Source organism: Actinocrispum sp. NPDC049592 (genome assembly GCF_040675465.1).
In the GTDB taxonomy this organism is placed as follows: domain Bacteria; phylum Actinomycetota; class Actinomycetes; order Mycobacteriales; family Pseudonocardiaceae; genus Kibdelosporangium.
This window is the reverse complement of the sequence record NZ_JBFAPA010000003.1, coordinates 366,912-392,723: the sequence shown is the minus strand read 5'-3', so window position 1 is coordinate 392,723 and position 25,812 is coordinate 366,912. Positions and strand designations below refer to the sequence as shown.

General features: G+C 68.1%; 26 protein-coding genes and 1 pseudogene. 17 read left to right on the top strand and 10 right to left on the bottom strand.

What is annotated here, in order from left to right; all coding sequences use genetic code 11:
* Positions 1-79: 79 nt before the first annotated feature.
* A complete protein-coding gene (locus AB0J95_RS11760; protein ID WP_364755927.1) occupies positions 80-3,172 on the top strand; it encodes an NACHT domain-containing protein in 3,093 nt (1,030 codons plus the stop codon).
* 6 nt (positions 3,173-3,178) lie between these two features.
* Here AB0J95_RS11760 and AB0J95_RS11755 read toward each other — a convergent pair whose 3' ends face one another.
* Positions 3,179-3,832, bottom strand: coding sequence for a DUF899 family protein (locus AB0J95_RS11755; protein ID WP_364755925.1), 654 nt, complete (start codon positions 3,830-3,832; stop codon positions 3,179-3,181).
* A 162-nt stretch (positions 3,833-3,994) separates the two neighbouring features.
* Between AB0J95_RS11755 and AB0J95_RS11750 the strand changes: the two genes are divergently transcribed.
* From AB0J95_RS11750 to AB0J95_RS11735, 4 genes are all read left to right on the top strand, one after another.
* A complete protein-coding gene (locus AB0J95_RS11750) occupies positions 3,995-5,968 on the top strand; it encodes an amino acid transporter (RefSeq protein WP_364755922.1) in 1,974 nt (657 codons plus the stop codon).
* A 67-nt stretch (positions 5,969-6,035) separates the two neighbouring features.
* Entirely contained in the window at positions 6,036-7,127 is a 1,092-nt protein-coding gene (locus AB0J95_RS11745; protein WP_364755920.1) for a MoxR family ATPase, read from the top strand.
* On the top strand, positions 7,117-8,289 hold the full coding sequence (locus AB0J95_RS11740; protein ID WP_364755917.1) for a VWA-like domain-containing protein: 1,173 nt from the start codon (positions 7,117-7,119) through the stop codon (positions 8,287-8,289). Before AB0J95_RS11745 ends, AB0J95_RS11740 begins: the two co-directional genes overlap by 11 nt.
* A complete protein-coding gene (locus AB0J95_RS11735) occupies positions 8,286-9,035 on the top strand; it encodes a hypothetical protein (protein WP_364755915.1) in 750 nt (249 codons plus the stop codon). The genes AB0J95_RS11740 and AB0J95_RS11735 overlap by 4 nt, the downstream gene beginning before the upstream one ends.
* A 234-nt stretch (positions 9,036-9,269) precedes the next feature.
* Here the strand turns inward: AB0J95_RS11735 and AB0J95_RS11730 are convergent, their stop codons facing one another.
* The 4 genes from AB0J95_RS11730 to AB0J95_RS11715 all read right to left on the bottom strand — a co-directional run bounded on the left by AB0J95_RS11730 (position 9,270) and on the right by AB0J95_RS11715 (position 11,626).
* Complete coding sequence (locus AB0J95_RS11730; RefSeq protein ID WP_364755913.1) at positions 9,270-10,070, bottom strand: SAM-dependent methyltransferase; 801 nt, start codon at positions 10,068-10,070, stop codon at positions 9,270-9,272.
* 65 nt (positions 10,071-10,135) lie between these two features.
* Positions 10,136-10,495, bottom strand: coding sequence for a VOC family protein (locus AB0J95_RS11725; RefSeq protein ID WP_364755910.1), 360 nt, complete (start codon positions 10,493-10,495; stop codon positions 10,136-10,138).
* A gap of 11 nt (positions 10,496-10,506) precedes the next feature.
* Positions 10,507-10,890, bottom strand: a complete 384-nt coding sequence (locus AB0J95_RS11720) for a DUF3037 domain-containing protein (RefSeq protein ID WP_364755907.1) — start codon at positions 10,888-10,890, stop codon at positions 10,507-10,509.
* A complete protein-coding gene (locus AB0J95_RS11715) occupies positions 10,874-11,626 on the bottom strand; it encodes a HipA family kinase (protein ID WP_364755905.1) in 753 nt (250 codons plus the stop codon). The genes AB0J95_RS11720 and AB0J95_RS11715 overlap by 17 nt, the downstream gene beginning before the upstream one ends.
* Positions 11,627-11,700: 74 nt before the next feature.
* Here AB0J95_RS11715 and AB0J95_RS11710 point away from each other — a divergent pair, with 74 nt between their 5' ends.
* Complete coding sequence (locus AB0J95_RS11710; protein ID WP_364756194.1) at positions 11,701-11,859, top strand: hypothetical protein; 159 nt, start codon at positions 11,701-11,703, stop codon at positions 11,857-11,859.
* Positions 11,860-12,186: 327 nt separating this feature from the next.
* On the opposite strand, the pseudogene AB0J95_RS11705 reads toward AB0J95_RS11710, so the two are convergent.
* The 3 genes and pseudogenes from AB0J95_RS11705 to AB0J95_RS11695 form a co-directional block, all read right to left on the bottom strand.
* A pseudogene (locus AB0J95_RS11705) lies at positions 12,187-13,680 on the bottom strand (carboxylesterase family protein).
* A gap of 73 nt (positions 13,681-13,753) precedes the next feature.
* Positions 13,754-14,665, bottom strand: a complete 912-nt coding sequence (locus tag AB0J95_RS11700; protein WP_364755902.1) for an RNA polymerase subunit sigma-70 — start codon at positions 14,663-14,665, stop codon at positions 13,754-13,756.
* Positions 14,666-14,667: 2 nt separating this feature from the next.
* Positions 14,668-15,072: a VOC family protein gene (locus AB0J95_RS11695; RefSeq protein WP_364755899.1), complete on the bottom strand. Its 405-nt coding sequence runs from the start codon at positions 15,070-15,072 to the stop codon at positions 14,668-14,670.
* A gap of 93 nt (positions 15,073-15,165) precedes the next feature.
* Between AB0J95_RS11695 and dinB the strand changes: the two genes are divergently transcribed.
* Entirely contained in the window at positions 15,166-16,365 is a 1,200-nt protein-coding gene (gene dinB, locus AB0J95_RS11690; RefSeq protein WP_364755897.1) for a DNA polymerase IV, read from the top strand.
* A gap of 249 nt (positions 16,366-16,614) precedes the next feature.
* Here dinB and AB0J95_RS11685 read toward each other — a convergent pair whose 3' ends face one another.
* Positions 16,615-17,073 (bottom strand): nuclear transport factor 2 family protein, encoded by a 459-nt coding sequence (locus AB0J95_RS11685; protein ID WP_364755894.1) that lies wholly within the window; start codon positions 17,071-17,073, stop codon positions 16,615-16,617.
* A gap of 76 nt (positions 17,074-17,149) precedes the next feature.
* On the opposite strand from AB0J95_RS11685, the gene AB0J95_RS11680 reads away from it, so the two are divergent.
* Together AB0J95_RS11680 and ligD are read left to right on the top strand one after the other, a co-directional pair.
* Positions 17,150-17,662: a TetR/AcrR family transcriptional regulator gene (locus tag AB0J95_RS11680; protein ID WP_364755891.1), complete on the top strand. Its 513-nt coding sequence runs from the start codon at positions 17,150-17,152 to the stop codon at positions 17,660-17,662.
* Positions 17,663-17,671: 9 nt separating this feature from the next.
* Positions 17,672-18,610 (top strand): non-homologous end-joining DNA ligase, encoded by a 939-nt coding sequence (gene ligD, locus AB0J95_RS11675; protein WP_364755889.1) that lies wholly within the window; start codon positions 17,672-17,674, stop codon positions 18,608-18,610.
* On the opposite strand, the gene AB0J95_RS11670 is transcribed toward ligD, so the two are convergent.
* Positions 18,607-19,059 (bottom strand): peroxiredoxin-like family protein, encoded by a 453-nt coding sequence (locus AB0J95_RS11670; RefSeq protein WP_364755886.1) that lies wholly within the window; start codon positions 19,057-19,059, stop codon positions 18,607-18,609. The two genes, ligD and AB0J95_RS11670, sit on opposite strands and share 4 nt — an antisense overlap.
* Positions 19,060-19,179: 120 nt before the next feature.
* Here AB0J95_RS11670 and AB0J95_RS11665 point away from each other — a divergent pair, with 120 nt between their 5' ends.
* From AB0J95_RS11665 to AB0J95_RS11630, 8 genes are all read left to right on the top strand, one after another.
* The gene (locus AB0J95_RS11665; protein ID WP_364755883.1) at positions 19,180-19,800 is read left to right on the top strand and encodes a TetR/AcrR family transcriptional regulator C-terminal domain-containing protein; all 621 of its coding nucleotides are present in this window, start codon (positions 19,180-19,182) and stop codon (positions 19,798-19,800) included.
* 77 nt (positions 19,801-19,877) lie between these two features.
* The gene (locus AB0J95_RS11660; protein WP_364755880.1) at positions 19,878-20,135 is read left to right on the top strand and encodes a hypothetical protein; all 258 of its coding nucleotides are present in this window, start codon (positions 19,878-19,880) and stop codon (positions 20,133-20,135) included.
* A gap of 306 nt (positions 20,136-20,441) precedes the next feature.
* Positions 20,442-21,461: a Gfo/Idh/MocA family oxidoreductase gene (locus tag AB0J95_RS11655; RefSeq protein ID WP_364755877.1), complete on the top strand. Its 1,020-nt coding sequence runs from the start codon at positions 20,442-20,444 to the stop codon at positions 21,459-21,461.
* Entirely contained in the window at positions 21,461-22,423 is a 963-nt protein-coding gene (locus AB0J95_RS11650; RefSeq protein WP_364755874.1) for an NAD-dependent epimerase/dehydratase family protein, read from the top strand. Before AB0J95_RS11655 ends, AB0J95_RS11650 begins: the two co-directional genes overlap by 1 nt.
* Entirely contained in the window at positions 22,405-23,535 is a 1,131-nt protein-coding gene (locus AB0J95_RS11645; RefSeq protein ID WP_364755871.1) for a DegT/DnrJ/EryC1/StrS family aminotransferase, read from the top strand. The genes AB0J95_RS11650 and AB0J95_RS11645 overlap by 19 nt, the downstream gene beginning before the upstream one ends.
* A complete protein-coding gene (locus AB0J95_RS11640) occupies positions 23,532-24,167 on the top strand; it encodes an acetyltransferase (protein WP_364755868.1) in 636 nt (211 codons plus the stop codon). Before AB0J95_RS11645 ends, AB0J95_RS11640 begins: the two co-directional genes overlap by 4 nt.
* Positions 24,167-25,243, top strand: a complete 1,077-nt coding sequence (locus tag AB0J95_RS11635) for a DegT/DnrJ/EryC1/StrS family aminotransferase (protein ID WP_364755865.1) — start codon at positions 24,167-24,169, stop codon at positions 25,241-25,243. Before AB0J95_RS11640 ends, AB0J95_RS11635 begins: the two co-directional genes overlap by 1 nt.
* Positions 25,240-25,803 (top strand): acyltransferase, encoded by a 564-nt coding sequence (locus tag AB0J95_RS11630; protein WP_364755862.1) that lies wholly within the window; start codon positions 25,240-25,242, stop codon positions 25,801-25,803. Before AB0J95_RS11635 ends, AB0J95_RS11630 begins: the two co-directional genes overlap by 4 nt.
* Positions 25,804-25,812 lie beyond the last annotated feature (9 nt).

Sequence of the window (25,812 nt, the reverse complement as noted above, 5' to 3'; positions counted from 1 at the left end):
GACACACCCCGCTCGAACGGGGGACACGGGGTGGACGAACGGGGGACACGCCCGGGCGCGGGGTGGCAGACTTGGGGTGATGCATCAGCGGCCCGCAGTACACCGGACGATCCTCGTGGTCGATGTCGAGGGGTTCGGTGACCAGCGCCGGACCAACCCGAACCAGCTGTCCGTGCGGGACGGGTTGTACCGGTCGTTGCGCATTGCCTTTGACAAGGCGGACATCGCCTGGTCGGAGTGCCGGACCGAGGACCGCGGCGACGGCGTGCTCATCCTCGCGCCCGCGGCGATGCCCAAGGCGCCGTTCGCCGAGCTGCTGCCCGGCGCGCTGGTGGCGGCGCTGCGCGAGCACAACGCCGAACACCCGGAGGTGGAACGGATCCGGCTGCGCGTCGCGATGCACGCCGGTGAGATCAACTACGACGACCACGGCGTGACCGGGGCCTCGATCAACCACGCGTTCCGGCTCTGCGACGCGCCCCAGCTCAAGACCGCGCTGGCCGAGTCGCAGGGGATCGTCGCGGTGATCTCGTCGTCCTGGTTCTTCGACGAGGTGATCCGGCACAGCGCGGCGTGCGACCTGGCGTCGTACCGGTCGGTCAATGTCGCGGTCAAGGAGACCAACGCGGTCGCGTGGATCTGCCGTCCGGACGACCCGTTCCCGCCGCGGGCCACCACGTTCGGCGGCGAACCGGAGTCCGACTTCGAACGCCGCTACCTCAACTTCGTGATGGCGGAGACCTCCACCTTCGAACTGTTCCAGGTCACCCGCGGCGGCATGCCGGTCGGGTCCTCGTTCGACGAGTTCTACGTGACGCCGCCGATCATGCGCAGGGGCGCCACGTCCGAGCTGACCGGGGCCGGAACCGACGCGGGTAACGCGATTGCGGAGGCCCGGCGGGTGCTGTTGCTGGGCGGCGCGGGCGCGGGCAAGACGACTTTCCTGACCTGGCTGGCATATCTCGCCGCGGACACCCGCGACCAGGAGGGACCGTGGCGCGGGGTGGTGCCGTTCTTCGTGTCGTTGCGGCACTTCACTGGCGCGATGCCGCAGCAACCGGGCAAGCTGCTGGCCGCGGTGGCGCCGATGCTGACCGGGGACAAGCTCGACGAGTGGGCCACCGGGCTGTTCGTGGCCGGCCGGGCCATGCTGCTGGTCGACGGGCTGGACGAGCTGGTCGCGGAGCGGCGGCACGAGGTCAAGCGCTGGCTGGAGAAGTTCGTCCGCGCGTACCCCGAGGCGCGGTATGTGGTGAGCACGCGGCCCTCGGCGGTGGACGACGGCTGGTTCGTCGACGAGCCGCGCCGGGTCGGGCTGATCCGGTTCGAGCTGCTTCCGTTGAGCACCAGCGGGTTGCGCCGGGTGATCGAGCGCTGGTACGCGGCCGCGTTGAAACAGGAGGCCGATCCGGCGCAACGCGAGTGGCTCAAGGAATGCCGCACGTCGTTGTGGGAGAACCTGTCCGCCCGGCCGAACCTGCGAACCTTGGTCGCCAGCCCGCTGCTCGCGGCCTTGCTGTGCGCGTTGTACCGGCAGAACAACCAGTATCTGCCACGCACCCGGCGTGAGCTGCTCGACCAGGCGCTGGACCTGTTGCTGGGCCGGTGGGACGACGCCAAGCCGAGTTTCACGCCGGCCGACCGGATGACCAAGGCGGAGCAGCTGATCCTGCTGGAGCGGTTCGCCGCGCCAATGGTCCGCGGTGCGGAGCTGATGGTGTCGCACAGCGATGCGCAGCGGCGGCTGGAACGCGCGATGATCGGGTTGCGGTCGCAGGGCCTGGAGGCCGACCGGTTGCTCGAACACATGCTGGTGCGCACTGGTTTGCTGCGTGAGTACCCGGCCGACCAGAAGATCGAGTTCATCCACCGGACTTTCCGCGACTACCTGGCCGCCGCCGACATGGTGAAGGCGGGCGAGCTGGAAGCGTTGGTGGACAACGCGCACAAGGACTCGTGGTTCGAGGTCGTGTTCATGGCCGCCGCCCAGGCGCGTGAGCGGGAGGTCGCCGACCTGCTCAAGCGGTTGCTCCGGCATGCCGTGCAGCACAAGGAGAAGGACGTCGCCGACCGGCTGGTGCTGGTGGCCGCGGCCTGCCTGGGATACGCCGATGTCGTTTACCCGGACCAGGTTCGGGTGGACGTGCAGAACGCGGCCAAGCGGCTGATCCCGCCCGCGGACTTCCACGACGCGGAGATGCTGGCCAAGGCCGGTTCGTTCGTGGTGGACCTGTTGCCGGGGCCGGACGAGGCCGGGCCGGAGCTGGCGCCGTTCGTGATCCGGACGCTGGCGATGATCGGCGGCGAGGAGGCGTGGGAGAAGATCCGGCCGTTCACCGCGCTGCACCAGTCCACTGTGGTCGACGAGTTGCTGCGTGGCTGGCGGGAGTTCGACTTCGCGGACGACTACGCCCGGATCCTGCTGTCCCAAGTGGACTTCCAGGACCGCGCTTTGGAGGTCCGCCGCTGGGGTCTGCTGCCTCGGTTGCGGCACCTCACCACGTTGCAGTCGCTCAAACTCATCGGCAACGTCAGCCTGGCTGACTCCCGCGCGGGCCTCTACCCGCTCGCCGACATCCCACAACTATCCACTTTGGACATAGTGGCGAACGAGACCATCCGGCATTTGCGTCCTTTGGTGCGCTGCCGGTCGTTGCGTACTTTGCGGATCTCCGGGTACAGCATGCTGACCGATCTGTCCGCGCTGGCCAGCTGTTCCGTTGACGACCTCACCCTGCTCGCCGTGCGCCGGACCGCCAACCAGCCCCCGATCGACCTCAGCAGCCTCACCGGCGCCCGCCTGACCGCGTTGACCATCCAGCACCGGGCCCTTGCCGACGGCCTGCATGTGCTGCCCGACCTCCCGTTGGTCGAGCTGACCGTGAAGAACCGCGCCGATCAGCGTTCCCTCGCGGGCATCGAACGCTGGAAGACCCTGGAGATGGTCACCTGCACCGGCGTTCCCCGCGAACCCGAGGTCGAGGCCCTCGCCGAACTGCCCGCCCTCCGCCACCTCGTCATCCACGCCCCCACCCCCGCCAAGGACCTCGCCCGGATCCGCCCCCTCACCTGGTCCCTCGACGTCCTCGACCTCCACGACGTCGACGACCCCACCGCCGCCCTCGACGCCATCGGCCCCGACACCGACGTCGACATCCGCTTCTTCCCGTAGGACCGGCTAGTACTCGTCGTGCAGGCGGATCCACGACATGGTCTCGTCCTGGGGCCAGCCCGCCGGTGAGTCCTCCCAGACCTCCTGGCGGCCGAGGGGTGTCAGGTCGAGGAGGTTGAAGTCGAGGCGGAGGCGGTCCACGCCCCGGCCGGAGGTGTAGTACGTGCGGAAGACGTCGGTGCCGTACCGCAGGAACACGCTCAGCCCGAACCCGTCGCCCAGCCCGAGGTCGTCGTGGAAGGCGCTGCCGTACGAGGAGTACCAGGGCACCGACCATTCCATCCGGGTGCGCACCGGGTCGATGTCGTCCTGGGAGGCGCGGCTCATCAGGATCAGCCGGGTGTCGCGGGCGTTGAGGTGGGACTGGTCGGCGATGTTGTCGGTGAACGAGGCGCAGCCGCCGCAGATCGAGGTCTGCCCGGGCGCCAGCATGAAGTGGTACACCACGAGCTGGCGGTACCCGGCGAACAGGTCCGGCAGGCCGACCACGGTCCGGTCCGGCGCGGTGAACTCGTAGTCGGGCGACAACCGCACCATCGGCAGCCTGCGCCGCTCGGCCGCCAACGCGTCCAGCGCGCGGGTGTACTCCTTCTCCTTGACCAGCAGGGCATCCCGCGCGTGCGCCCACTCCTGCGCGGAGACCACTTCAGGCCGGTTCATGCGACCCCCATCCGAGAACGTTCACTCCACCCAAGGACGACCGGACCCACCCGGTGGTTGCTTCGCGCCATTGCGCAGCCGAAAGGGCCCTTTGCCTGATCCGCCGCCAGGGTTCTCGTAGGCTGCGGTCCGGCCGTGCCCTTTTTCGACCCTGGAGTGTCCATGAGCAGCGCACCCGAGCTGGCCATCCCGGCTCGCCTGGAGAGCCCGGTGCCGCCCAAGCCGCCGCGGCACGGCTTCGCCCGGTGGCTGCTGGCCAACCGCGTGCAGCCGGTCGGCCCGGAGGCGGTCGAGGACCACGCCAAGCCGCAGGCCTGGTGGAAGGTGATGTGCCTGACGGGTGTGGACTACTTCTCCACCCTGTCCTACCTGCCGGCCATCGCCGCCCTGGCCGCCGGCGCGTTGTCGCCGCTGGCGACGCTGCTGATCGTCGGCCTGACGCTGCTGGGCATGCTGCCGATGTACCGGCGGGTGGCGCGCGAGAGCTCGCACGGCCAGGGCTCGGTCGCCATGCTGGAGGACCTGCTGCCGTTCTGGCGGGGCAAGATCTTCGTGCTGGTGCTGCTCGGGTTCGTGGCCACCTCGTGGATCATCACGATCACCCTGTCCGGCGCGGACGCCACCGTGCACCTGCTGGAGAACCCGGTCGCGCCCGGCTTCCTGCACGGCCAGGAGGTGATCGTCACCTGTGTGCTGCTGCTCATCCTCGGCGGGGTGTTCCTGCTCGGGTTCAGCGAGGCGGTCGGCGTGGCCATCCCGCTGGTCGCGATCTTCCTGGCGCTCAACGCGGTCATCGTGGGTGTCGGCGTGGCCGACATCATCGCCGACCCGGCGGTGATCGACGGCTGGACCAACAGGCTCACCGAGGGCGGCGGGAACATCCTCGTCCCGGCCATCCTGGCGTTCCCGCTGCTGGTGCTGGGCCTGTCCGGGTTCGAGACCGGCGTGAGCATGATGCCGCTGATCGCCGCCGATGGTGAGAACGCCGAGCAGCGCATGGAGAGCCGGGTCCGCAACACCCGCAAGCTGCTGACCACGGCCGCGGTGATCATGTCGGTCTACCTGATCGCCACCAGCTTCATCACGACCATGCTGATCCCGGCGGACAAGTTCAAGGAGGGCGGCGAGGCCAACGGCCGCGCCCTGGCCTACCTGGCGCACGCCAAGCTCGGCGAGGCGTTCGGCACGATCTACGACCTGAGCAGCGTGCTGATCCTGTGGTTCGCGGGCGCCTCGGCGATGGCCGGCCTGATCAACATCATCCCGCGCTACCTGCCCTCGTACGGCATGGCGCCGGACTGGGGCCGCGCGGTCCGGCCGATCGTGCTGGTCTACACGGCCATCTCGATCCTGATCACGATCATCTTCGGCGCGGACGTGAACGCCCAGGCCGGCGCGTACGCGACCGGGATCCTGGCGATGATGGTGTCCGGTGCGATCGCGGTGACCATCTCGGCGATCCGGCACAGGCACAAGTTCGCCGGCATCGGCTTCGGCGTGCTGACCCTGGTGCTGCTGTACGCGCTGGTCGAGAACGTGCGGGAGAAGCCGGACGGCATCGCGATCTCGGCCGCGTTCATCGCCGGGATCGTCGTGGTCTCGCTGGTCTCCCGGGTCAGCCGGACCACCGAGCTGCGCGCCGACCACATCGAGTTCGACGAGCAGGCCCGCCTGTTCATCACCGAGTCGCTCAAGCACAACAACAAGCTCGACATCATCGCGAACAAGCGCCAGGCCGGCGACGACGCGGAGTACCTGGACAAGGAGCGCGAACAGCGCGGGATGAACCCGGTCGACGACAGCGCGGACATCCTGTTCCTGGAGGTCGAGGTCACCGACCCGTCGGAGTTCAGTGAGGTGCTGGAGGTGCGCGGGGCCGAGGTCGGCGGGCACCGGATCCTGCGGGTGCAGAGCCCGGCCGTGCCCAACGCGATCGCCGCGATCCTGCTGGCTCTGCGCAACGCCACCGGTGTGCGGCCGCACTGCTACTTCGAGTGGTCCGAGGGCAGCCCGCTCGGCCACCTGTTCCGGTACCTGATCCTGGGCCAGGGCGACACGCCGCCGGTGGTCCGCGAGATCCTGCGCACCGCCGAACCGGATCCCGCGCAGCGGCCCGGAATCCACGTAGGCGGCTGATTCACCCCGCGAGAATTTGTGGCGGGCGGGCGGTGGCGTCGGGATACTGGGCCTCATCGAGATGTCCGTGGCACACGAAGCGCTTGCGACGTCTGTGGCGGCCGGGGTGCCCGTGTTGTTGTGGGGCAGCCCCGGGACCGGCAAGACGTCAGTCGTGCGCGCCCTGGGCGAGTCGTTCGGCTGGCCGGTCGAGGTGGTCGTCGGTTCGATCCGGGAGCCGACGGACTTCGCCGGGTTACCGGTGGTTGTGGACGGTGGCGTGCGCCTCGCCGCTCCCGCGTGGGCGCGGAGGCTCGCCGAGGCCGGGCAGGGCCTGCTTTTTCTTGACGAATTGACGACAGCTCCGCCGGCGGTCCAAGCTGCGATGCTGCGGATCGTGCTGGAACGAGTCGTCGGCGACCTTGAGTTGCCGCCCGGGGTGCGCGTGGTCGCCGCGGCCAACCCGCCCGAGCAGGCCGCCGACGGCTGGGATCTGGCGCCGCCGCTGGCGAACCGCCTGGTCCACTTGGACTGGCCGGTGGACGCCGCCGCGGTCGCGCAGGGTCTCGCGGTCGGGTTCCCCAGACCGGAGACCAACGGCCACGCCAAGATCGACGAGAACCGCCGGATGGCCGCCCGCGCGGCGGTCGCGGCGTTCCTGAAAGTCCGGCCCGCGTTGGTGCTCAATGTCCCGTCGGTGGCCGCGAAGGCCGGGCGGGGCTGGCCGAGCCCGCGCAGTTGGGAGACGGTGGCGACGCTGCTGGGCATGTGCGACACGGTCGGGGCGAACGAGGACGTGCGCTCGTCGTTGATCATCGGCGCGGTGGGGGAGGGCGCGGGCATCGAGTTCCTGTCCTGGCTCGCGCACGCCGACCTGCCCGATCCGGAGGCCGTGCTGGCCGACCCGGACTCGTTCGAACTGCCCGAACGCAGCGACCGCGCGTTCGCCGTGCTGACCGCGGTCGCGTCGGTCGCGATCGCCCACGGGGACGCCGAGTCCTGGTCACAGGCCTGGAAAGTGCTGGCCAAGGCCACCCGCGCGGCGCCGGACGTGGCGACCCTCGTGGCCCAGTCGCTGGCCGGGGCCCGGCCGCCGGGGGCCGCGCTGCCGTTGGAGGTCTTGCACCTGACGCCGATCCTCAAGGCCGCGGGCCTGCTGGGGGACGACGATGGACAGTGACGAGCTGCGCCGGAAGTGGGCGGCGGCCCGGGTCTGGACCGCCCGGCAGGCCCCGTACCTCGCCTCGGCCGTGCTCGCGCTGGAACCCGTTGTGGTGGAGGAGAAACACGACCTCCGGGCGTTCCCCACGGATGACGCCTGGCACATCTACCTCGGGCCGGACGTGGTCGAGACCACCCCGGTGCCGGAGATCGGGTTCTGGATCCTGCACCAAGTCACGCATCTGCTGCGGCACCACGGCGACCGTTGCCCGGGCGAGGATCCGGCGCGCTGGAACGTCGCCGGGGACGCGGAGATCAACGACGACCTGAACACCGCGCAGCTGAAGGTGCCAGCGGACGCGGTGACTCCGAGCAAGTACAACATGCCCGACGGTCGGATCGCCGAGCAGTACTGGGAAGACCTGCCCGAACGTCCACAGAGGCCACACGACTGCGGGACCGGCGCCGACGGCCAGCCCCGCGACTGGAACTGCGGACGCCCCGGGTTGTCCGCGACCGCGGCCAAACTCGTCCGCCGGGACACGGCCACGAAGATCAAGGAGCACCAACAGTCCCGCGGCGACGTACCGGCGGGTTTCCAGCGCTGGGCGGAGGAAGCGCTCGACCCGGTGGTGAACTGGCGGCAGATCCTGCGTTCCGCGGTCCGCCGTGGCCTCGCGGAGATCGCCGGCCGCGTCGACTTCACGTACCGCAAGCCATCCCGGCGCGCGGCCGCGTTCCCCGAGGTGATCCTGCCCAGCCTTCGGCAGCCGCTGCCCACGGTCGCGGTCGTGATCGACACGTCCGGCAGCATGAGCGACGGGATGCTGGCCCAGATCCTCGGCGAGGTCGGCGGGTTGCTCAACAGCCTCGGCGTGGCCCGCAATCGCCTGCACGTGGTCTGCTGTGACGCGCAAGCCTATGAGGCGCAACGGGTTCTGAACGCGCACGAGGTGCGTCTGCTCGGTGGCGGCGGGACCGACATGGGCGCCGGACTGGCGGCCGCGGTCGAGTTGAGGCCGCGGCCGGACCTGGTGCTGGTGTTGACCGACGGGTTCACGCCGTGGCCGTCGAAGCCGCCGGGCAAGGCCAAAGTCGTTGTGGGGCTGATGGATCCGGCCGGGACCGTGCCGGACTGGGCCACCTCGATCGTGATCGACGCCGAGACGGTGACGCGATGAGCCGTTTCGAGGAAAGCGAGGAACCCGAGGACCTGACCGCGTGGCTGCACGTGGGGTTCCGGCGGGTCGAGGCGAAGGCGTGGCGGCGCTGGAACTTCGACCTCAACGAGGCGGTGACCTGGCTCAAGTCCGGGATCCGGGAGGCGCTGACCGCCGCGCAGTGGCAGGCCGCGGGCGCGACCCCGGCGACCGTCAAGGAGTGGATGAAGGCCGGCATCAGCCCGAACGACGCCGTGCGCTGGCACGAGTTCGGCTACACCCTCGAACAGGCCCGCGAGCACGTCAAGGAAGGCCGCGGGCCGGTGGACGCCTACGAGCAGCGGATGCCGACCTCGATGCGGTTCACCGCATCGGGTGGCGGCGGGATCGCCGGGATGGTCCCGGTCGGCCCGGACCGTCAGCACATCCAGCGGTTCCTCAACGGTGGCGTGCCGCAGGAGGTGATAGGCGGCTACCTGGAGCGACGGTGGCTGGACGACGAGGCGTACGCGTGGGCGAAGCAGGGTGTGCACGCGACAGACGCCCGGATCTGGTGCAAGATCGGCCTCATCCCGGCCGAGACCAAGGACCTGTCGAACCCGCTGGACGTCATCGAGGAGTGGTGGCGCGCGGGCATCCCGTTCGACGAGGTCGCGGACTGGCTGGGCGCGGGCCTGACCGCCGCCGAGGCCGTCGAGCAGAAAGCCGCCGGAGTCACCCGCGAACAAGCCGCCGCTCTCCGAGCCCTCCGCCGCGGAAACCCCTAACCCCTCCCGCGTGTCCCCCTTTCCTCCGTGGTGTGTCCCCCGTTCCTCCGTGGTGTGTCCCCCGTTCCTCCACCCCGTGTCCCCCGTTCGTGGCCCCCGTGTCCCACATTCAGGCACCCCGAATTCTCCGTTGGAGACAAGGGGGGACACGACCCGGACGAACGGGGGACACGGCCCGGAGGAACGGGGGACACGGCCCGGAGGAAAGGGGGACACGCCGAGGGGTGGGCGGGGTTAGGGCTTGCGGGCCACGCCGACGTAGACGCCTTCGACGGTGGGGTCCTGGACGCCGTACTGGGGGTGCCACAGGGGAGCGCTGACCACGCCCGGCTCGACCAGGTCGAATCCGTCGAACAACGCGCTGACCTCGTCGAACGACCGGAAGAACATCGGGTCGCGGCTGTTGCGCATGGCCTCGACCACACCGGCCATCTCGTCCGGCATCTGGTCCGCGGTCAGGTGCGACAACGCCAGCAGACTGCCTGACGGCAACGCATCCCGGTACCGCGCGACCACTCCGCGGGGGTCGCGTTCGTCGGACACGAAGTGGAACACCGCGACCATCAGCAGGCCGACCGGCTGGGTCCAGTCGATCATCTCGCGGACCGCCTTGGCCTTGAGGACTTCCTCCGGCTGGCACAGGTCCGCGTTCACGATGACGGCGTTGTCGTTCGCGCCCAGCATCAGCTCACTGTGCGAGACCGCGACCTCGTCGTAGTCCACGTACACAACGCGCGCGTCGGGGTGCAGCTTCTGCGCGACCTCATGCACGTTGCCCACGGTCGGGATGCCCGAGCCCAGGTCGAGGAACTGCGTGATGCCCTGCTCGAGCATGTAGCGCACCGCCCGGCGCAGGAAGGCGCGGTTCGACCCGGCGATCTGCCTGCCGTTCGGCTGGACCTCGAGCACCTTCTGCCCGACCATCCGGTCGGAGGCGAAGTTGTGCCCGCCGCCCAGCAGGAAGTCGTAGACACGCGCCGCGCTCGGCAGCCCCTCATCGACATCTGCGGGAACCCACGAGGGCCGATCAGTCACGGCGCATATCGTCTCACGGGCATACATGAGCCGCATTCGCACGATCGGTGGTTCAAACGGAGTAGTCAGCCCTTGTCGATGACGCAGAAGATGTTGCCGTCCGGGTCGGCGAGCACGACGAAGTCCGCGTTCGGTGGATACCGGTCCCAGTCAACGCGGTGCGCCCCCAGCCCGACGAGCCGCTCGACCTCTCCGGCCTGGTCGGCGGTGTACAGATCCAGGTGGACCCGCGGATGTTCCGCTACCGGGCTCTCACTCAATGCCAGCGACAACCCCGGTCCCTCGCCCGATCGGGGGACCAGAACCACCCAGGTCTCGTCACCGGGCTCTCGCGGCACGTAGTCGAGCGCCGCCGTCCAGAACGCCGTGGCCCTCGCGACATCCGACACACCCCAGACAATGCTCCCCACCCTGAGATTGCTCATGCACAAGCAACCTAGTTCGGCGGCAACACCAGTGCCCGCCAAAGATGGTCGAGCTGCTGCTCGGGGTCCTCGGTGAGCCCGGTATGGGTCGGGGAGGTCTGCAGAAGCGTACTTCGGGGGGCGGTGAGCCAGCGGAAACGTTGGCCCAGGGTGGTTCCGGCGATCGGGGCGTTGGTGGAGCCGTCGCAGGAACCACACCACAGCCGGAGGCTGGACTGGACCAGGTCGAGGTCGATCCTGGGGTCCAGGGCCAGCAGGCGGTCGGCGTCGACATGGGTCTTGCAGCGCAGGAACTGCCTGTCCGCGCAGTAAAGCAGGACGCCGACGTTGACGAACTCGCCGCGGTCCTGCCGGGGCACGGCCCGCAGCAGGGCGTACTCAAACACGTGCGGCACGAGCGGCCTCCAGCGTCTCGATCCACTGCGGGGCCGAGGCCAGCCGCGCCTGGAAGAACTGCACGTACCGGTCCTTGTCGCCGGGGTTGAGCCAGTCGCCCGGCACCAGGCCGAGCACCTCGTCGAGCAGACCCGGGGTGATGGCGGCGGCCAGCGAGTTGTCGATCGGGCCGGCGGCCGGGAGCATGACGTGGTCGCCCGCGTCGAACCGGTAGGTCGCCGCCGGTTTCCACCCCGCGCCCCAGCCATGGTGGAAGTACAGCGACGCCCCGTGGTCGATCAGCCAGACATCTTTGTGCCACAGCAACAGGTTGGGGTTGCGCCAGCTGCGGTCCACGTTGAGCACCAACGCATCCAGCCACATCACCTGTGCGGCCAGCTCCGCGCCCGGGTCGCGCACCACCGGGTTGAAGTCGAACGCGCCGGGCAGGAAGTCGAACCCCAGGTTGATGCCGCCGCTGTTGGCCAGCAGCTCCTGCACCTCCTGGTCCGGTTCGTTGCGGCCCAGCACCGGGTCGAGGTCGACGAGGACGATCTCGGGCACCCGGAACCCCAGCCGCCGGGCCAGCTCACCCACGATGACCTCGGCGGTCAGCGCCTTCACGCCCTGCCCGGCGCCCCGGAACTTCAGGACGTACATCCCCAGGTCGTCGGCCTCGACCAGGCCCGGCAGCGAGCCACCCTCGCGCAGCGGGGTGACATACCGGGTGGCGGAGACGGTCCGCAACGGTTGCACCCGAGAATCATGCAACGCGGTTCGCGGGCCCGTGACCGGGGTACCTCCTGAGCAGGTACAACATGGAGGTCAACGTGATCGGCTTCTTGGTTCTGCTGCTGGTGATCTGGCTTGCACTGTCCGTGGTCGGGTTCGTCGTCAAAGGCCTGGTCTGGCTGGCCATCATCGGCGTGATCCTGTTCCTGGCCACCGCCGCGATCGGGTTCGTCCGGCGCAAGAGCGTCGGCCGCTAGACCCGCCGCACATCCCGTCGTCACGCGTCCACAATGGACTTGGTGGCGGTGATGCCCGTCACCGGATCGCCTTTGACGAGCACCAGGTCCGCCTGGTAGCCGAGGGCGATCCGGCCACGGTCCGTCAATCCGAAAAGGTGCGCTGTCGCTCGCTGTTCGGCGGGAACAAGCCCATGTCCAGTTACTAGCCGGGCAGCTTCTAACCGGCGAGCTACAAGCGGGTTAGCAGCTAGCCTGCTAGTAGCTAGCCGACTAGCTGCTAGCCGACTAGCTACTAGCAGGCTAGTAGTTAACCTGCTAGTAGCTAACAGGCTAATAGCTAACTAGTTAGCTATTAGCAGGCCAGAAGCTGCAGTTGTGCTGCCTGGCGAGGTCGACGTGGTGGATGTCGTTGGGCGCCAACGACACCGAGCCGACCCACCCCGGGTAGCCGGACCTGGCGAACCTGCCCCACGCCCTGATCAGCTGGTCGGCAAAAGCCTGCTGCTCAGGCGTGAAGTTCGGCACGAACCCGGGCATGTCGAACAGGTACGGCAGCTCGGAACTGTGGAAGGCCCCGGGCGGCAGGTCGGCAGGGAATGGGAAGTACCCCGTCGGCGCGTTCCGGTCGGCGAACGAGTATGTGTACACCGGCGTCCGGCGGCCCAGGTTCCGGTCGTCGATCAGTTGCGAGCACACCCACACCGAGTCGGTCAGCACCGCGCCCCACGCGACCCTCGGCGCGTTCCCGGCCGGATACTCCCGCTCGACCCGCGAAGCCTTCGCGGGCCCGAAAGCTTCCGTGAGCAGATCCCGGTACTCCTCCACAGTGGACGGACGTGGCGCGGCCGCGGTCAACCGTCCCTCATCACGGGTGTTCCCGGAGATCACCGGAACCCGGTTGAACCGCCCGGAGGCCAACGCCTGAGCCGGAGCCACAGGCAGAACACGGTTGCCGTAAACGACCGGGGTCGAACCGTTGTCCACGGCGACGAGGTCGGCTGCCGGGATCCGCCGCAGGCAAGCAGCATCCGAGCAGCCGTGCGCGGAAGCCAAAGCGACACCAGCGGATTCGCCCGCAGCCTTGCCAATGAACGCTGCACTGGCTGGCTTTCCGTAGATGACCCCGTTGTCCGGCCAGGATGTCGTGCACCCGCCGCTCTGCATGATCGCCCGCTGGAACAACCCGGCCGCACCCGGCGAGGTCAGCTGCCCGCAGACGTCGAACGACCCACCGGACTCACCGAACAGCGTGACATTGTGCGGATCCCCGCCGAACGCGGCCGCATTCCGTTGCACCCAACGCAAAGCCGCCTGCTGGTCCTCCAACCCATAGGCGCCCGAGTCCGGCAACCCCGGATGCGCAAGGAAACCGAACACGCCGAGCCGGAAGTTCGTCGTCACCACAACGACGTCTCCGCCCAGCGCGAGCCGGTGCGCGTCGAACTCCGCCGCGGTCAGGTAACTGTTGCCGCCGCCGTGCAGCTACACCATGACCGGCTTGCGGTCGCCGCGCTGCGTGGGGGTGGTCACGTTGAGGTACAGGCAATCCTCGGTGGTGCTGCCGTGCTGGGCACCATTCGACTGAGCACAGGGGCCCGTCGGTGTGGTGGCGTCGCGGATGCCGGTCCACGGCTGCACCGGTTGCGGCGAACGCCATCGCAGGTCGCCGACCGGCGGCGCGGCGAACGGAATGCCCTGGAACGTCCGGTACCCGGCCGAGACCGTGCCCCGGATCTGCCCGGAGTCCGTGCGGACCACGGACGAGTCGCCGGCGGCGGCCACCGCGGCCGACCATAAGAACAACCCCGCTGTGAGCAGGGCAAAGACACGCTTGCGCATGGGAGTCCCCTCAGTGAGTCGGCGAGTCACGACAGTAGGTCGGAGCCGTTTCGCCGTACCCGACACAGATCTTTCACAACGTCTGCGGCAGATCGAACGCCTTCAACGTCGCGGACGGCCCGAACGTCGTGATCTCGGCGATCTTGCCGTCCGCGACACGCAGAACGTCCATCTTGAACACCCGGAACACGGTGTCCCCAGGCCGCCGCAGGTAGCTCGCCGAGCACGGCATCCGGTTGGCCACGGTCGGCACGAGCTTCCAGTCGCCGTCCCGATCCGGCCCGAACGCCCGTTCCAGCAGGGGTGCGAGCTGGTCCAGACCGTTGAAGCACATCGGTGCGGGCGGCATGGTGACGCGGATGTCCTGGGCCGCCGCCGCGATCGCCGCGGCGGCGTCACACCGTTCGTGCGCGTCGATGAACCTGGCCAGCAGGTCCCGTTCCTCGTCGCTGAGCTCGGCCGACGTCCACTCCGAACGCCGCTCGGGCAGCTTCTCCTGCATGGTCGCCCGCGCCCGCTGCAGCGCGCTGTTCGCTGCGGCCACGCTGATGTCCAGCAAGGACGCCGTTTCCTTGGCCGACCAGTCCAGCACGTCCCGCGCGATGAACGCGGCGCGTTGCCGCGCGGGCAGCAGTTGCATGGTGGCGATGAACGCGAGCTCGATGGTCTCGCGGTTCACCACCACCGCGTCGGGTTCCTCGTCGCTGGGCAGCATCCGGTCCGGGAACGGCTGCAGCCACGGCACTTCGGCGAACGAGTTCATGGTCACGACCTGCCGGGACGTGCGCCGGATCATGTCCAGGCACACGTTCGTGGCGATCCGGTAGAGCCAGGCGCGGAACAGGTTGTCCCCGTCGAACTTGTCCCAGCCGCGCCAGGCCTTGAGGAACGTCTCCTGCACCGCGTCCTCGGCCTCCTCGTAGGAGGCGAGCATGCGGTAGCAGTGGACGTGCAGCTCGCGCCGGTGCGGCTCGAGGTCGGGCATGGTCATGACTGCGGCGGCACTTCCTGGATCAGCCACTGGTTACCGTCCGGGTCGGCGAAACTGGCGAACGTGCCGTACTTGGCGCGTTTGGGGTCGGGGCCGGGCTGCTGCCGGCCGTCGACGAAGTGGTACGTCTCAGTGATGTCCAGGCCGCGACCGGCGAGCTCATCGCGCGCGGCCACGGCGTCCTCGACGACCATGTGGTTGCCGAGGATCGAGCCGGCCTTCTCGGCGTTCTCGCTGAGGATGATCGAGCAGGCCGAGCCGGGCGGGGTGAGCTGCACGACCCGGAAGTTCTCCGCCTTGAAGTCGACGTCCAGGGCGAACCCGGTCTTCTCCACGTAGAAGTCCTTGGCGCGGTCCACGTCGGTCACCGGGATCATCACGACTTCCAGCTTGTAGTCCATGGTGGCTACCTCCTGGTCGGGGTTTGTAGCAGGTGTAACGACGGGTCGCCGGAAAACTCATCGGTGCCGCGATGAGTCCGAATATGCGAACATGTGTTCGTGTCTTCTGATGGGGCGACCATCCTGCATGCCGACCTCGACGCGTTCTACGCCTCGGTCGAGCAGCGCGATGACCCGCGGCTGCGCGGGCGGCCGGTGATCGTCGGCGGCGGGGTCGTCCTCGCCGCAAGCTACGAGGCGAAGGCATACGGAATCAAGACCGCGATGGGTGGCGCCCGTGCCCGGTACCTGTGCCCCCACGCGGTGGTCGTGCCGCCGCGGATGAAGGCCTACTCGGACGCGAGCAAGGCCGTCTTCGAGGTGTTCCGCAACACAACACCGCTGGTAGAGGGCCTGTCGATCGACGAGGCGTTCTTGGACGTAGGTGGCCTGCACAAGATCGCGGGCACACCCGCGGAGATCGCAGCCCGATTGCGCCAGGACGTTCGCGCGCAGGTCGGCCTGCCGATCACCGTGGGGGTCGCGCGGACCAAGTTCCTGGCCAAGGTCGCGAGCGGGGTGGCGAAGCCCGACGGACTGCTGGTCGTGCCACCCGACAAGGAAATGGAGTTCCTGCACCCACTCGAGGTGGAGCGGCTGTGGGGCGTCGGAAAAGTGACGGCGGCCAAACTCCGGGAACATGGGATCCACCGGGTCGGCGACGTCGCCGAACTGCCGGAATCAATGCTGCGGTCAATGCTCGGCCGACATGTGGGACGGCATTTGTTCGGGCTCTCGCACAACCAGGACGCCCGGCGAGTCCAAACCGGCCGCCGCCGGAGTTCCATGGGCGCGCAACGAGCCCTGGGCCGATCACTCATCACGCCGGAAGCCATCGACGCCACCATCGTCGCGTTGACCGATCGGGTCACCCACCGCCTGCGCGCGGCCAAACGCGTGGGCCGGACCGTGGTGTTGCGCATGCGTTTCGACGACTTCACCAGGGCAACCCGGTCGCACACGTTGCCGCAGCCGACAGCCACCACGGACGAGATCCTGCTGGCTCTGAGATCGTTGGTGGCAAAGGCAATGCCGATCATCGACCTGCAAGGCCTGACCCTGATCGGCATTTCCGTGGGCAACCTCGACAACGAGGACTCGGTCCAGTTGATGCTGCCGTTCGACGAAACCCCCAACGCCCTCGACACGGTCCTCGACAGCCTCCACGACAAATTCGGCTCCCGCGCCATAACCCGCGCGGTGCTTTTAGGCCGCGACCCAGGAATCGAAATGCCCATGCTCCCCGACACCTGAGGCTGTCACCCGTTCCAGCGAACACCGTGCGAACGGCCCGTTCGCACGGCAAAACCCCTGTCCGGCCCCTCCATCCTCGATAGACTGGCATCGGGGAGCCCCCCGGAGAGGGTGGGGGCTGCCCATTGGGATGGGGTTATTGGATCGGGAAGGGCGCTGTGCTCGTCGGCGGGCAGGCGCCAGACCTGCCCCTTTGTGTCTGCCCGTGCGCCGCAGGGGTTCCCACACAAAAGTCGAACCGGAACCACGCTACTGGATCGGGAACAGGACCCCGTGCTCCTCAGCGGGCCGCGGGCCGAAAATGCGCCGATCGGCTTCGGTGATCTTCAGGTCGTTGATGCTCGCCTCCCGACGGCGCATCAACCCCTCATCGCTGAACTCCCACAGCTCGTTGCCGTACGACCGGTACCACTGCCCGTCCTGGTCGTGGCACTCGTATTGGAACCGCACCGCGATCCGGTTGCCGGTGTAGCTCCAGAGTTCCTTGCGCAGCGCGTAGTCCAGCTCGCGTTCCCACTTCTGGGTGAGGAACTCGACGATGGCCGCGCGGCCGGTGACGAACCGGTCGCGGTTGCGCCACACGGAGTCCTCTGTGTACGCGAGCGACACGCGCTCGGGGTCGCGGGTGTTCCACGCGTCCTCGGCCGCCTGGACCTTCTGCTTGGCCGTGTCCTCGTCGAACGGCGGGTAGGGCGGGCGACCGGTCATTGGTCTGGCTCCTTGTCGGCGGGAGAACGTGCGTTCTCCGGTATCGTAGAGAACGCTCGTTCTCTAGGCTAGGGGCATGGAGACCCAGGTACTCGACGCCGCGGAGGCGCTGTTCTACGAGCGGGGCATCCACGCCGTGGGCATGGACGACATCCGCGCCTCCTCGGGCGTCTCGTTGAAGCGGCTGTACCAGCTGTTCCCCTCCAAGGAAGCGCTGGTGGTCGGGTATCTGGAGCGCCGGGACGAGCGTTGGCGCGGCCGTCTCGCCGCCTACGTGGCCGAGCACCAAGGGCAGCCGCTGCTGTTGATCTTCGACTGGTTGTACGAGTGGTTCACCGAGCCGGACTTCCGGGGGTGCGCGTTCATCAACTCGTTCGGCGAGATGGGCACGTCGTCCGAGCCGATCATGCGGATCGTCCGGCACCACATGGCCGAGCTGCGGGCGTATGTCATCGGGCTCGCCGGGGATGTGACCCTGGGTGAGCAGATCTTCCTGTTGATCGACGGAGCGATAACCATCGCCGCGATCACCAACGATCCAGCCGCAGCTCACCGCGCAAAAACCGCAGCGGCCGCGCTGATTGGGTAGTTTCACCGCATGGCCAAGGAGGCGGTGGAACTCGAGGTCGGCGACCGGACGGTGCGGATCTCCAGCCCGGACCGGGTGTACTTCCCGGCGCGCGGCGAGACCAAGCTCGACCTGGTCAACTACTACCTGTCGGTCGGCGACGGCATTGTGCGCGCGCTGCGGGAACGGCCGTGCATGATGCACCGGTTCCCGTCCGGCGTGTCGGGCGAGAAGGTGCACCAGAAACGCGTGCCCTCCGGCGCGCCGCCCTGGCTGGAGACCGTGCGCGTGCACTTCCCGCGCTACGGCCGGCACGCCGACGAACTGTGCGTCACCGAATTGGCGCACGTGATCTGGGCGGTGCAGATGTCCACAGTGGAGTTCCACCCTTGGAACTCCCGCCGTGCGGACACGGAGAAACCCGACGAGTGGCGCATTGATCTCGACCCGATGCCGGACTGCCCGTTCTCGCGGGTTCGCCGGATCGCCCATGTGGCGCACGAGATCCTGGACGAACTGGGCATGACCGGCTTCCCGAAGACCAGCGGCGGCCACGGCCTGCACATCTACGTGCGGATCAAACCGACACTAGGGTTCAAGGAGGTGCGCCGGGCCGCCCTCGCCTTCGCGCACGAGGTGGAACGCCGTGCCCCCAACGATGTGACCACAACCTGGTGGCGCAAAGACCGCGACCCAGCCCTCCTTTTCGTGGACTACAACCAAAACGCCCGTGACCACACCATCGCGAGCGCCTACTCCGTCCGCGGAAATCCAGAAGCCACAGTGTCAACCCCTATCCGCTGGGACGAAATCGACGACGTCAACCCCAACGACTTCACCATCGCCACGGTCCCATCCCGCTTTGCCGAACTGGGCGACCTCCACGCCACCATCGACGACAACGCCTACACCCTCGACACCCTCCTGGAATGGGCCGACAAACAAGGCCTTGAAGCCCCCGAGGACTAGCGGTCCGCGAAGGCGCGAGCGTGGGTGAGCAGTTCGTCGACGGTCCATTGGTCGTAGGCGTGCGTGCCATGTTTCGAGGCCAGGACCTGGCCGGTGGGGGCGATCAGGAAGTCGGCGGGCAGCCCGAGGCGGCCAGCGTGGGCTTTGGGGGCGGGATCCTTGCGGCGCAAGGTGCGTAACGAACCCGCGAGGATGGCACCGATGGTTTTGGGGTGGAGTAACGCAAAGCGCGAGGTCTCCACGCCGAACTCGCGGTACAGCTTCTTGGTGGGGTCGGCGATGATGTCGAACGGGAGGGTGTACTCGCGGAGGTCCTCGGCGGGGGAGTGGAAGACGACGACTTCACGGATGCCCGCCGCCTGGATCTCCGCGTGTCTATCCACAATGGACCTCAGGTGGAGGTTGCAGATCGGGCAACCGGCGAACCGGCGGAACTGCAGGTGGGTCAAGCCGGAGGGTAGCGGGACCGGCGAGCCCTGAACCGAGGTCAAAGTGCGTGGTGAGACGAAACGCATGGATCCTCCCAGTGACCGTAGGCGTACATCGCACGCTTACGACGGTATGAGCGTATGGTGTACGCTGTCAACCCGATGCCACGACCACGTTCCCTCACCCATGAAGACATCGCGAAGGCTGCCCTCAAAGTCATCGACCGTGACGGCCTAGCGGCGCTAGCGATGCGAGCGGTGGCAGTCGAACTCGGCATGGGCACGATGTCGCTCTACCGCTACGTGAACGACCGTGCGGAGCTGGAAGTCCACGTCGTCGACCTGGTGTTGTCTACAGTGGACCTCAAACCGCCACGAAAACCATGGCAGAAACAGATCGTCACGCTGGCCGAACGGGTAAGAGACGCGATCAAAGCGCACCCGGAGGTCGTCCAGCTGGCGATTCAGCACCGGCAGGACTCGGTGAACTCGCTGCGTTGGGGCGAGGCCATACTGGAAATCCTGACAAAAGCCGGTGTCGTAAATCGGGTCATCGCGCTCAGGGCGATCATCGCCTATGTCACCGGGGCGATCCAACTCGATTATCGAGGCCCGCTGCACGGTCGAGGAACGGACATCATCGCCACCCGCGACGATTTTCCGTTGTTGAAAGAAACGGCAGCTCAGGCCCGCATGGTGGCGCCCATGGACGAGTTCCGGCAAGGCTTGGAAGCTTTGTTGCAGGGTCTCTCGCCACTGTGAAGTGAGCAGATCGCGCGCACAGTGTCGGCCTGGACGAAATCGATATCGCCTACGAAAGATTCGGCGACCTCAAAGACGTGGGCCTGCTGGTTGTCGTCGGCCTGGCCGAGGTGCACGTCGTCGGCATGTCGATGGGCGGCATGATCGCCCAGGCCAAGGGCCGGACGTTCGACCGCGCCCACGACCCGGTGTTCGACGTCACCGGCGGCCGGGGGCCACGGCGGATGGATGGCCGCCGCGGTGGATGCGGTCCAGGAGCAGTGGCGGTCCGATCTCGATCTGCCCGCGATGGGGTGTTCGCGCGGGTGCTCGGGCCGCGCAGGGGTCTGGCGTGAAGTAGCCGTGTGTGACCGAAGCGTCCGAAATGGACGAACACCCACTCGGGGTAGCGCGCCGGTCGCCCGGTGTACCCGAACGGCCCATTGCGCCGGCCATGAAACCGTGCAGCCCCAGGGGCAAAAGTGACCGCCTGACGCGCACGACGAGCAACTTGGCTGAAGCCAACCATGTCACGGCCCGGTGAGTGGGAGATGAACCAGCGGGGTGCGGGCCAGAACACATGTAATGCCCGAGGGGCCTCGGCACGATTCGGTGAGTAGTTCCCGACGTTCGCGGGAGCGGAATTCTCCGAGAGGATCCTGATGGTTGGCGTGGCCGTCATCGGCGCGGGCTACTGGGGCCCGAACCTGGTGCGCAACATCCAGGCGACACCCCAGTTCCACCTGAAGACGCTCTGTGACCTCGATGTGGACCGGGCCAAGGCGGTGCTCGGCCGCTACAGCACGGTCAACGCCAGCTCGTCGCTCGCGGAAACCCTGGCAGACCCGGAAATCGAGGCGGTCGCGATCGCCACGCCCGCCGCCACGCACCTCGAGGTCGCCCTCGCGGCCCTCGAGGCGGGCAAGCACGTGCTGGTGGAGAAGCCGCTGGCCTCCTCCTACGAGGATGGGTACAAGCTGGTCACGGCCGCTGACGAACGCGGTCTGACCCTGATGCTGGACCACACTTTCTGCTACACGCCGGTCGTGCAGCGGCTGCGCCGCCTGGTCCAGGAAGGTGATCTGGGCGACATCCAGTACCTCGACTCGGTGCGCATCAACCTGGGTATCGTGCAGCCGGACATCGACGTGCTGTGGGACCTGGCGCCGCACGACTTGTCCATTTTGGACTCGATCCTGCCCGAGGGTGTGACCCCGGTCGCGGTCGCCGCGCACGGCTCCGACCCGCACCAGCTGGGCCGCGCCTGCGTCGCCTACCTGTCGGTTCAGCTGTCGAACGGCGCCATCGCGCACGCGCACGTGAACTGGTTGTCCCCCACCAAGATCCGGACCATGATCGTCGGCGGGTCCCGGCGGACCGCGGTCTGGAACGACCTCGACCCCACCCAGCCGCTGGCGGTGTACGACCGCGGCGTGAACTGGTCGGACGATCCGGTGCAGCGCCGGGTCTCCTACCGGATCGGTGACATGGTCGCGCCCGCCCTGCCGACAGGTGAGGCGCTGCGGGCCGTAATGGCGGAGTTCGCTTCGGCGATTGTTTCCAGGCGTGCGCCGCTGACGGACGGCCGGTCCGGGCTGCGCGTGCTCGCCCAGCTCGAAGCCGCGTCGGCCAGCCTGGCGGCCGGTGGCACGTTCGTGCCCGTGAACGGAGGAAGTGTCTGATGGAGTTGACCGACACCAGGATCCTGGTCACCGGTGGGGCCGGCACGATCGGCTCGCACGTCGTGGACCAGGTGCTGGACGCGGGCGCGAGCCAGGTGGTCGTGGTCGACGACCTGTCCCGCGGCACGCTGGCCAACCTCAGCACCGCCCTCGACCGCGCCCCGGACCGCGTGGAACTGGTCGAAGGCGACATCCGCGACGCCGCCCTGATGCACAAACTGGCCTCGGGCAAGGACGTCGTGTTCCACCTCGCCGCGCTGCGGATCACCCAGTGCGCCGCCGAGCCGCGGACCGCGCTGGAAGTCCTCGTCGACGGTACTTTCAACGTCATCGAGGCCGCGGTGGACGCCGGAGTGTCCAAAGTCGTCGCCTCCTCGTCCGCCTCGATCTACGGTCTGGCCGACACGTTCCCGACCCGCGAGGACCACCACCCGTACCACAACGACACCTTCTACGGCGCCGCGAAGGCGTTCAACGAGGGCATGTTGCGCAGCTTCAAGGCCATGCACGACCTGGACTACGTGGCGCTGCGGTACTTCAACGTGTACGGCCCGCGCATGGACGCGCACGGCAAGTACACCGAGGTGCTGATCCGCTGGATGGAACGGATCGAGGCAGGCCAGCCCCCGCTGGTGCTCGGCGATGGCCTGCAGACCATGGACTTCGTGCACGTCGAGGACATCGCCCGGGCCAACGTCCTGGCCGCGCGGGCGGATGCCACCGACACCGTCTACAACATCGCCACCGCGACCGAGACCTCGCTGATCGAGCTGGCGGCGGCGCTGCAGAAGGTGATGGGGTCCACTTCGGACCTCGAGTTCGGCCCGGCCCGGTCGGTCAACAGCGTGACCCGGCGGCTGGCCGACATCAGCGCGGCCGAGCGCGATCTGGGCTGGAAGCCGACGATCTCGCTGGAGGACGGCCTGGCCTCGCTGGTGACCTGGTGGCGGGGCCAGCGATGATCCCGGTGATCCGGCCGTGGCTCGGCGAGGAGGAAGCCGAGGCCGCGGCGTCGGTCGTACGGTCCGGGTGGGTCGCCCAAGGCCCGCAGGTGGCCGCGTTCGAGGTCGCGTTCGCTGAGGAAGCCGGTGCGGGGCACGGGGTCGCGGTGTCCTCGTGCACGACCGGCCTGCACTTGGCGTTGCACCTGCTCCGGATCGGCCCTGGCGATGAGGTCGTCGTGCCGTCGTTCTCGTTCATCGCGACCGCGAACGCCGCCCGGTATGTCGGCGCCACACCGGTTTTCGCCGACGTCGACCCGGTCACCGGGAACCTGACGCCGGAAACGGTGAACGCGGTGATCACGCCCCGCACCGCCGCCGTGATCGGCGTGCACCAGGGTGGCGTTCCGTTCGATGTGGACGCTCTGGAAGCGTTCTGCTCCACCAAGAGCATCCCGCTGGTGCACGACTCGGCCTGTGCGGCCGGGTCGACCTACCGCGGTGCCCCGGTGAGTGCGCGGGCTTCCCTTGCGGCGTGGTCGTTCCATCCGCGCAAGCTGCTCACCACGGGCGAGGGCGGCATGATCACCACCTCGAACGAGCAGTGGGCGGCCCGGCTCCGGCGGTTGCGGGAGCACGGGATGAGCATGTCCGCCGCGGACCGGCACTCGGCAGGCGGCGTGAAGATCGAGGAGTACGACGAGGTCGGCTTCAACTTCCGGATGACCGACATCCAGGCCGCGATCGGCCTGGTGCAGCTGGCGAAGCTGCCCGAGGTGATCGCCCGGCGCCGGGAACTGGCTGAGCGGTACCACAAGCTGCTGGGCGAGATCGACGGTCTGACCTGTGTCACCGATCCCGAGTACGGCACGACGAACTACCAGTCGTTCTGGGTGGTCCTGCCGGACGGGTTCGAGCGCACGGTCGTGGACGTGTTGAGCGAGTTGCTGCTGCACGGGATCTCGGCGCGGCGCGGGATCATGGCGTCGCACCTGGAACCGGCCTACTCGTGGGTGGACCTGCCGGTGACGGACCACCTGACCAAGCGGTCGCTGATCCTGCCGTTGTTCCACCAGATGACCGAGTCCGAACAGGACACTGTCGTCACCGCGCTGGCCGAGATCATTCGATGAGGCCATTGCTGTTCGTCGGCGCCGGGGGGCTCGCTCGTGAGACCCTCGCGGCGGCGCGGCTGTCCGGCCGGGAGGTGATCGGGTTCGTCGACGACAACCCGGCGCTGCACGGCCAGACCGTGGACGGCCTGCCGGTGCTGGGTTCCCCGAACGTGATCGGGGACCACCCGGACGCCGAGATCGTGCTTTGCATCGCCACCAGCCGGAACCTGGCCTGCCGCAAGTTCATGTCCGAGCGGCTGGGACTGCCTCGCGAGCGGTATGCCACGATCATCCACCCGGCGGCGAGTCTCGCGCCGGGTGTCACTGCCGGCGTTGGGACCATTGTGCTCGCTTTCGTCGCGGTGACCGCGCCGCAGCACATCGGCGACCACGTGGTGATCATGCCGCACGTCACGTTCACCCACGACGACTCCGTCGGCTCGTACTCCACTTTCGCCGCGAGAGTGGCCCTGGCCGGCGGGGTGACCGTGGGGGAGTGCGCATACTTGGGAAGCGGTGCCCTGGTCAGGGAAGGCGTGTCCATCGGTGAGGGCGCGCTCGTCGGGATGGGCGCCGTCGTGCTGAAAGATGTTCCGCCGAAAGAGGTGTGGGCCGGGGTGCCCGCCCGCAAACTCACGAGGTCGCTCTGATGATCCCGCCTGTCGATCTGTCCATCCAGCACGCCGAGGTGGCCGACGAGGTCGCCGCCGGCTGGCAGGAAGTCCTCGCCACGACAGCTTTTGTCGGCGGCCCACAGGTTTCCGCGTTCGAACGGGAATATGCGTCGTTCAGCGGGGTCGCGCACTGCGTGGGCGTGGCCAACGGAACGGACGCGCTGGAGCTGGCGCTGCGCGCGATCGGCACGCACCCCGGTGACGAGTGCATCCTGCCCGCGAACTCCTTCATCGCCACCGCCGAGGCCGTCGTGCGGGCGGGTGCGCGTCCGGTCTTCGTGGACTGTGACCCGGACTCGTACCTGATCGACACCAAGGCCGCGCTGGCCGCGATCACCCGCAACACCAAGGCGATCCTGCCGGTGCACCTCTACGGCCAGATCGCGCCGATCGAGGACCTGCTGGACCAGGGCGTGTACATCGTCGAGGACGCCGCTCAGTCGCAGGGCGCGACCCGCTACGGCCGGGTCTCCGGTTCGCTCGGTGACATCGCCGGAACGAGCTTCTACCCGGGCAAGAACCTTGGTGCGTATGGTGACGCGGGCGCGGTCACCACCAACGACCCGGCGCTTGCCAACGAGGTCCGGTTGCTCAGCCAGCACGGGTCGGTGCAGAAGTACGTGCACAGCGCGCTGGGCTTCAACAGCCGCCTCGACACCATGCAGGCCGTGGTGCTGAGTGCCAAGCTGCGCAGGCTTTCCGAATGGAACGCCCAGCGGGTCGCCGCCGCCGAGTACTACTCTGCCTCACTGGCCGGTGTTCCCGGGGTCGTGGTGCCGAAGGTGTTGCATGGCAACACTCACGTGTGGCACCTGTACGTGATCCGGGTGGCCGACCGTGACCGCGTGCACGATCACTTGCGGGCCAACGGGGTTGGTGCGGCGATCCACTACCCGACGCCCATCCACCAGACCGTCCCGTTCGCGTCCGCGGCGTCCTTCCCCAACGCCGAGCAGCTCGCCGGTGAGATCCTCTCGCTGCCGATCTTCCCCGGGATCACCCGGGCTCAGCAGGACCGGGTTATCGAGGTCCTCATTGGAGCGTTGGCATGACCTTCGTGCACCCCAAGGGTCTCTGTGAGAGCGACGACGTCGGCTCCGGTACGCGGGTCTGGGCGTTCGCGCATGTGTTGCCGGGCGCCAAGATCGGCCGGGACTGCAACATCTGCGACGGTGCTTTCGTTGAGGGGGAGGTTGTTCTGGGTGACAACGTGACCGTGAAGAACAACGTGTTGTTGTTCAACGGGGTCACGTGCCAGGACAACGTGTTCCTTGGCCCCAATGTCGTTTTCACCAACGACATGCGTCCTCGCGCGCACCGGAAGATCTCCGGTGACGCCTTGCTGTCCACGATGGTCAGTGAAGGCGCGACGCTCGGGGCCGGTGTGGTCGTGGTGTGTGGTACGACCATTGGGCGGAATGCCTTCGTGGGCGCGGGCGCTGTTGTGACCCGGGATGTTCCCGCGCATGCGTTCATCGCCGGGAACCCTGGGGTGCGGAAGGGCTGGGTGTGCCGGTGTGCCGCCCGGCTGACCTCGTCGCTGGAGTGCCCCGAGTGCGGGACCCGGCACGAGCTGCTCTCGGAGACCTTGGGGCTCAAGGCTCTTGTGTGATGAGCTGGA

Bases quoted from the DNA above. Each gene is read 5' to 3' on its own strand.
- AB0J95_RS11760 (WP_364755927.1), top strand. From the start codon at position 80: ATGCATCAGCGGCCCGCAGTACACCGGACGATCCTCGTGGTCGATGTC.
- AB0J95_RS11755 (WP_364755925.1), bottom strand. From the start codon at position 3,832: ATGAACCGGCCTGAAGTGGTCTCCGCGCAGGAGTGGGCGCACGCGCGG.
- AB0J95_RS11750 (WP_364755922.1), top strand. From the start codon at position 3,995: ATGAGCAGCGCACCCGAGCTGGCCATCCCGGCTCGCCTGGAGAGCCCG.
- AB0J95_RS11740 (WP_364755917.1), top strand. From the start codon at position 7,117: ATGGACAGTGACGAGCTGCGCCGGAAGTGGGCGGCGGCCCGGGTCTGG.
- AB0J95_RS11735 (WP_364755915.1), top strand. From the start codon at position 8,286: ATGAGCCGTTTCGAGGAAAGCGAGGAACCCGAGGACCTGACCGCGTGG.
- AB0J95_RS11725 (WP_364755910.1), bottom strand. From the start codon at position 10,495: ATGAGCAATCTCAGGGTGGGGAGCATTGTCTGGGGTGTGTCGGATGTC.
- AB0J95_RS11700 (WP_364755902.1), bottom strand. From the start codon at position 14,665: ATGCCCGACCTCGAGCCGCACCGGCGCGAGCTGCACGTCCACTGCTAC.
- AB0J95_RS11695 (WP_364755899.1), bottom strand. From the start codon at position 15,072: ATGGACTACAAGCTGGAAGTCGTGATGATCCCGGTGACCGACGTGGAC.
- AB0J95_RS11685 (WP_364755894.1), bottom strand. From the start codon at position 17,073: ATGACCGGTCGCCCGCCCTACCCGCCGTTCGACGAGGACACGGCCAAG.
- AB0J95_RS11680 (WP_364755891.1), top strand. From the start codon at position 17,150: ATGGAGACCCAGGTACTCGACGCCGCGGAGGCGCTGTTCTACGAGCGG.
- ligD (WP_364755889.1), top strand. From the start codon at position 17,672: ATGGCCAAGGAGGCGGTGGAACTCGAGGTCGGCGACCGGACGGTGCGG.
- AB0J95_RS11665 (WP_364755883.1), top strand. From the start codon at position 19,180: ATGGTGTACGCTGTCAACCCGATGCCACGACCACGTTCCCTCACCCAT.
- AB0J95_RS11655 (WP_364755877.1), top strand. From the start codon at position 20,442: ATGGTTGGCGTGGCCGTCATCGGCGCGGGCTACTGGGGCCCGAACCTG.
- AB0J95_RS11650 (WP_364755874.1), top strand. From the start codon at position 21,461: ATGGAGTTGACCGACACCAGGATCCTGGTCACCGGTGGGGCCGGCACG.
- AB0J95_RS11640 (WP_364755868.1), top strand. From the start codon at position 23,532: ATGAGGCCATTGCTGTTCGTCGGCGCCGGGGGGCTCGCTCGTGAGACC.
- AB0J95_RS11635 (WP_364755865.1), top strand. From the start codon at position 24,167: ATGATCCCGCCTGTCGATCTGTCCATCCAGCACGCCGAGGTGGCCGAC.
- AB0J95_RS11630 (WP_364755862.1), top strand. From the start codon at position 25,240: ATGACCTTCGTGCACCCCAAGGGTCTCTGTGAGAGCGACGACGTCGGC.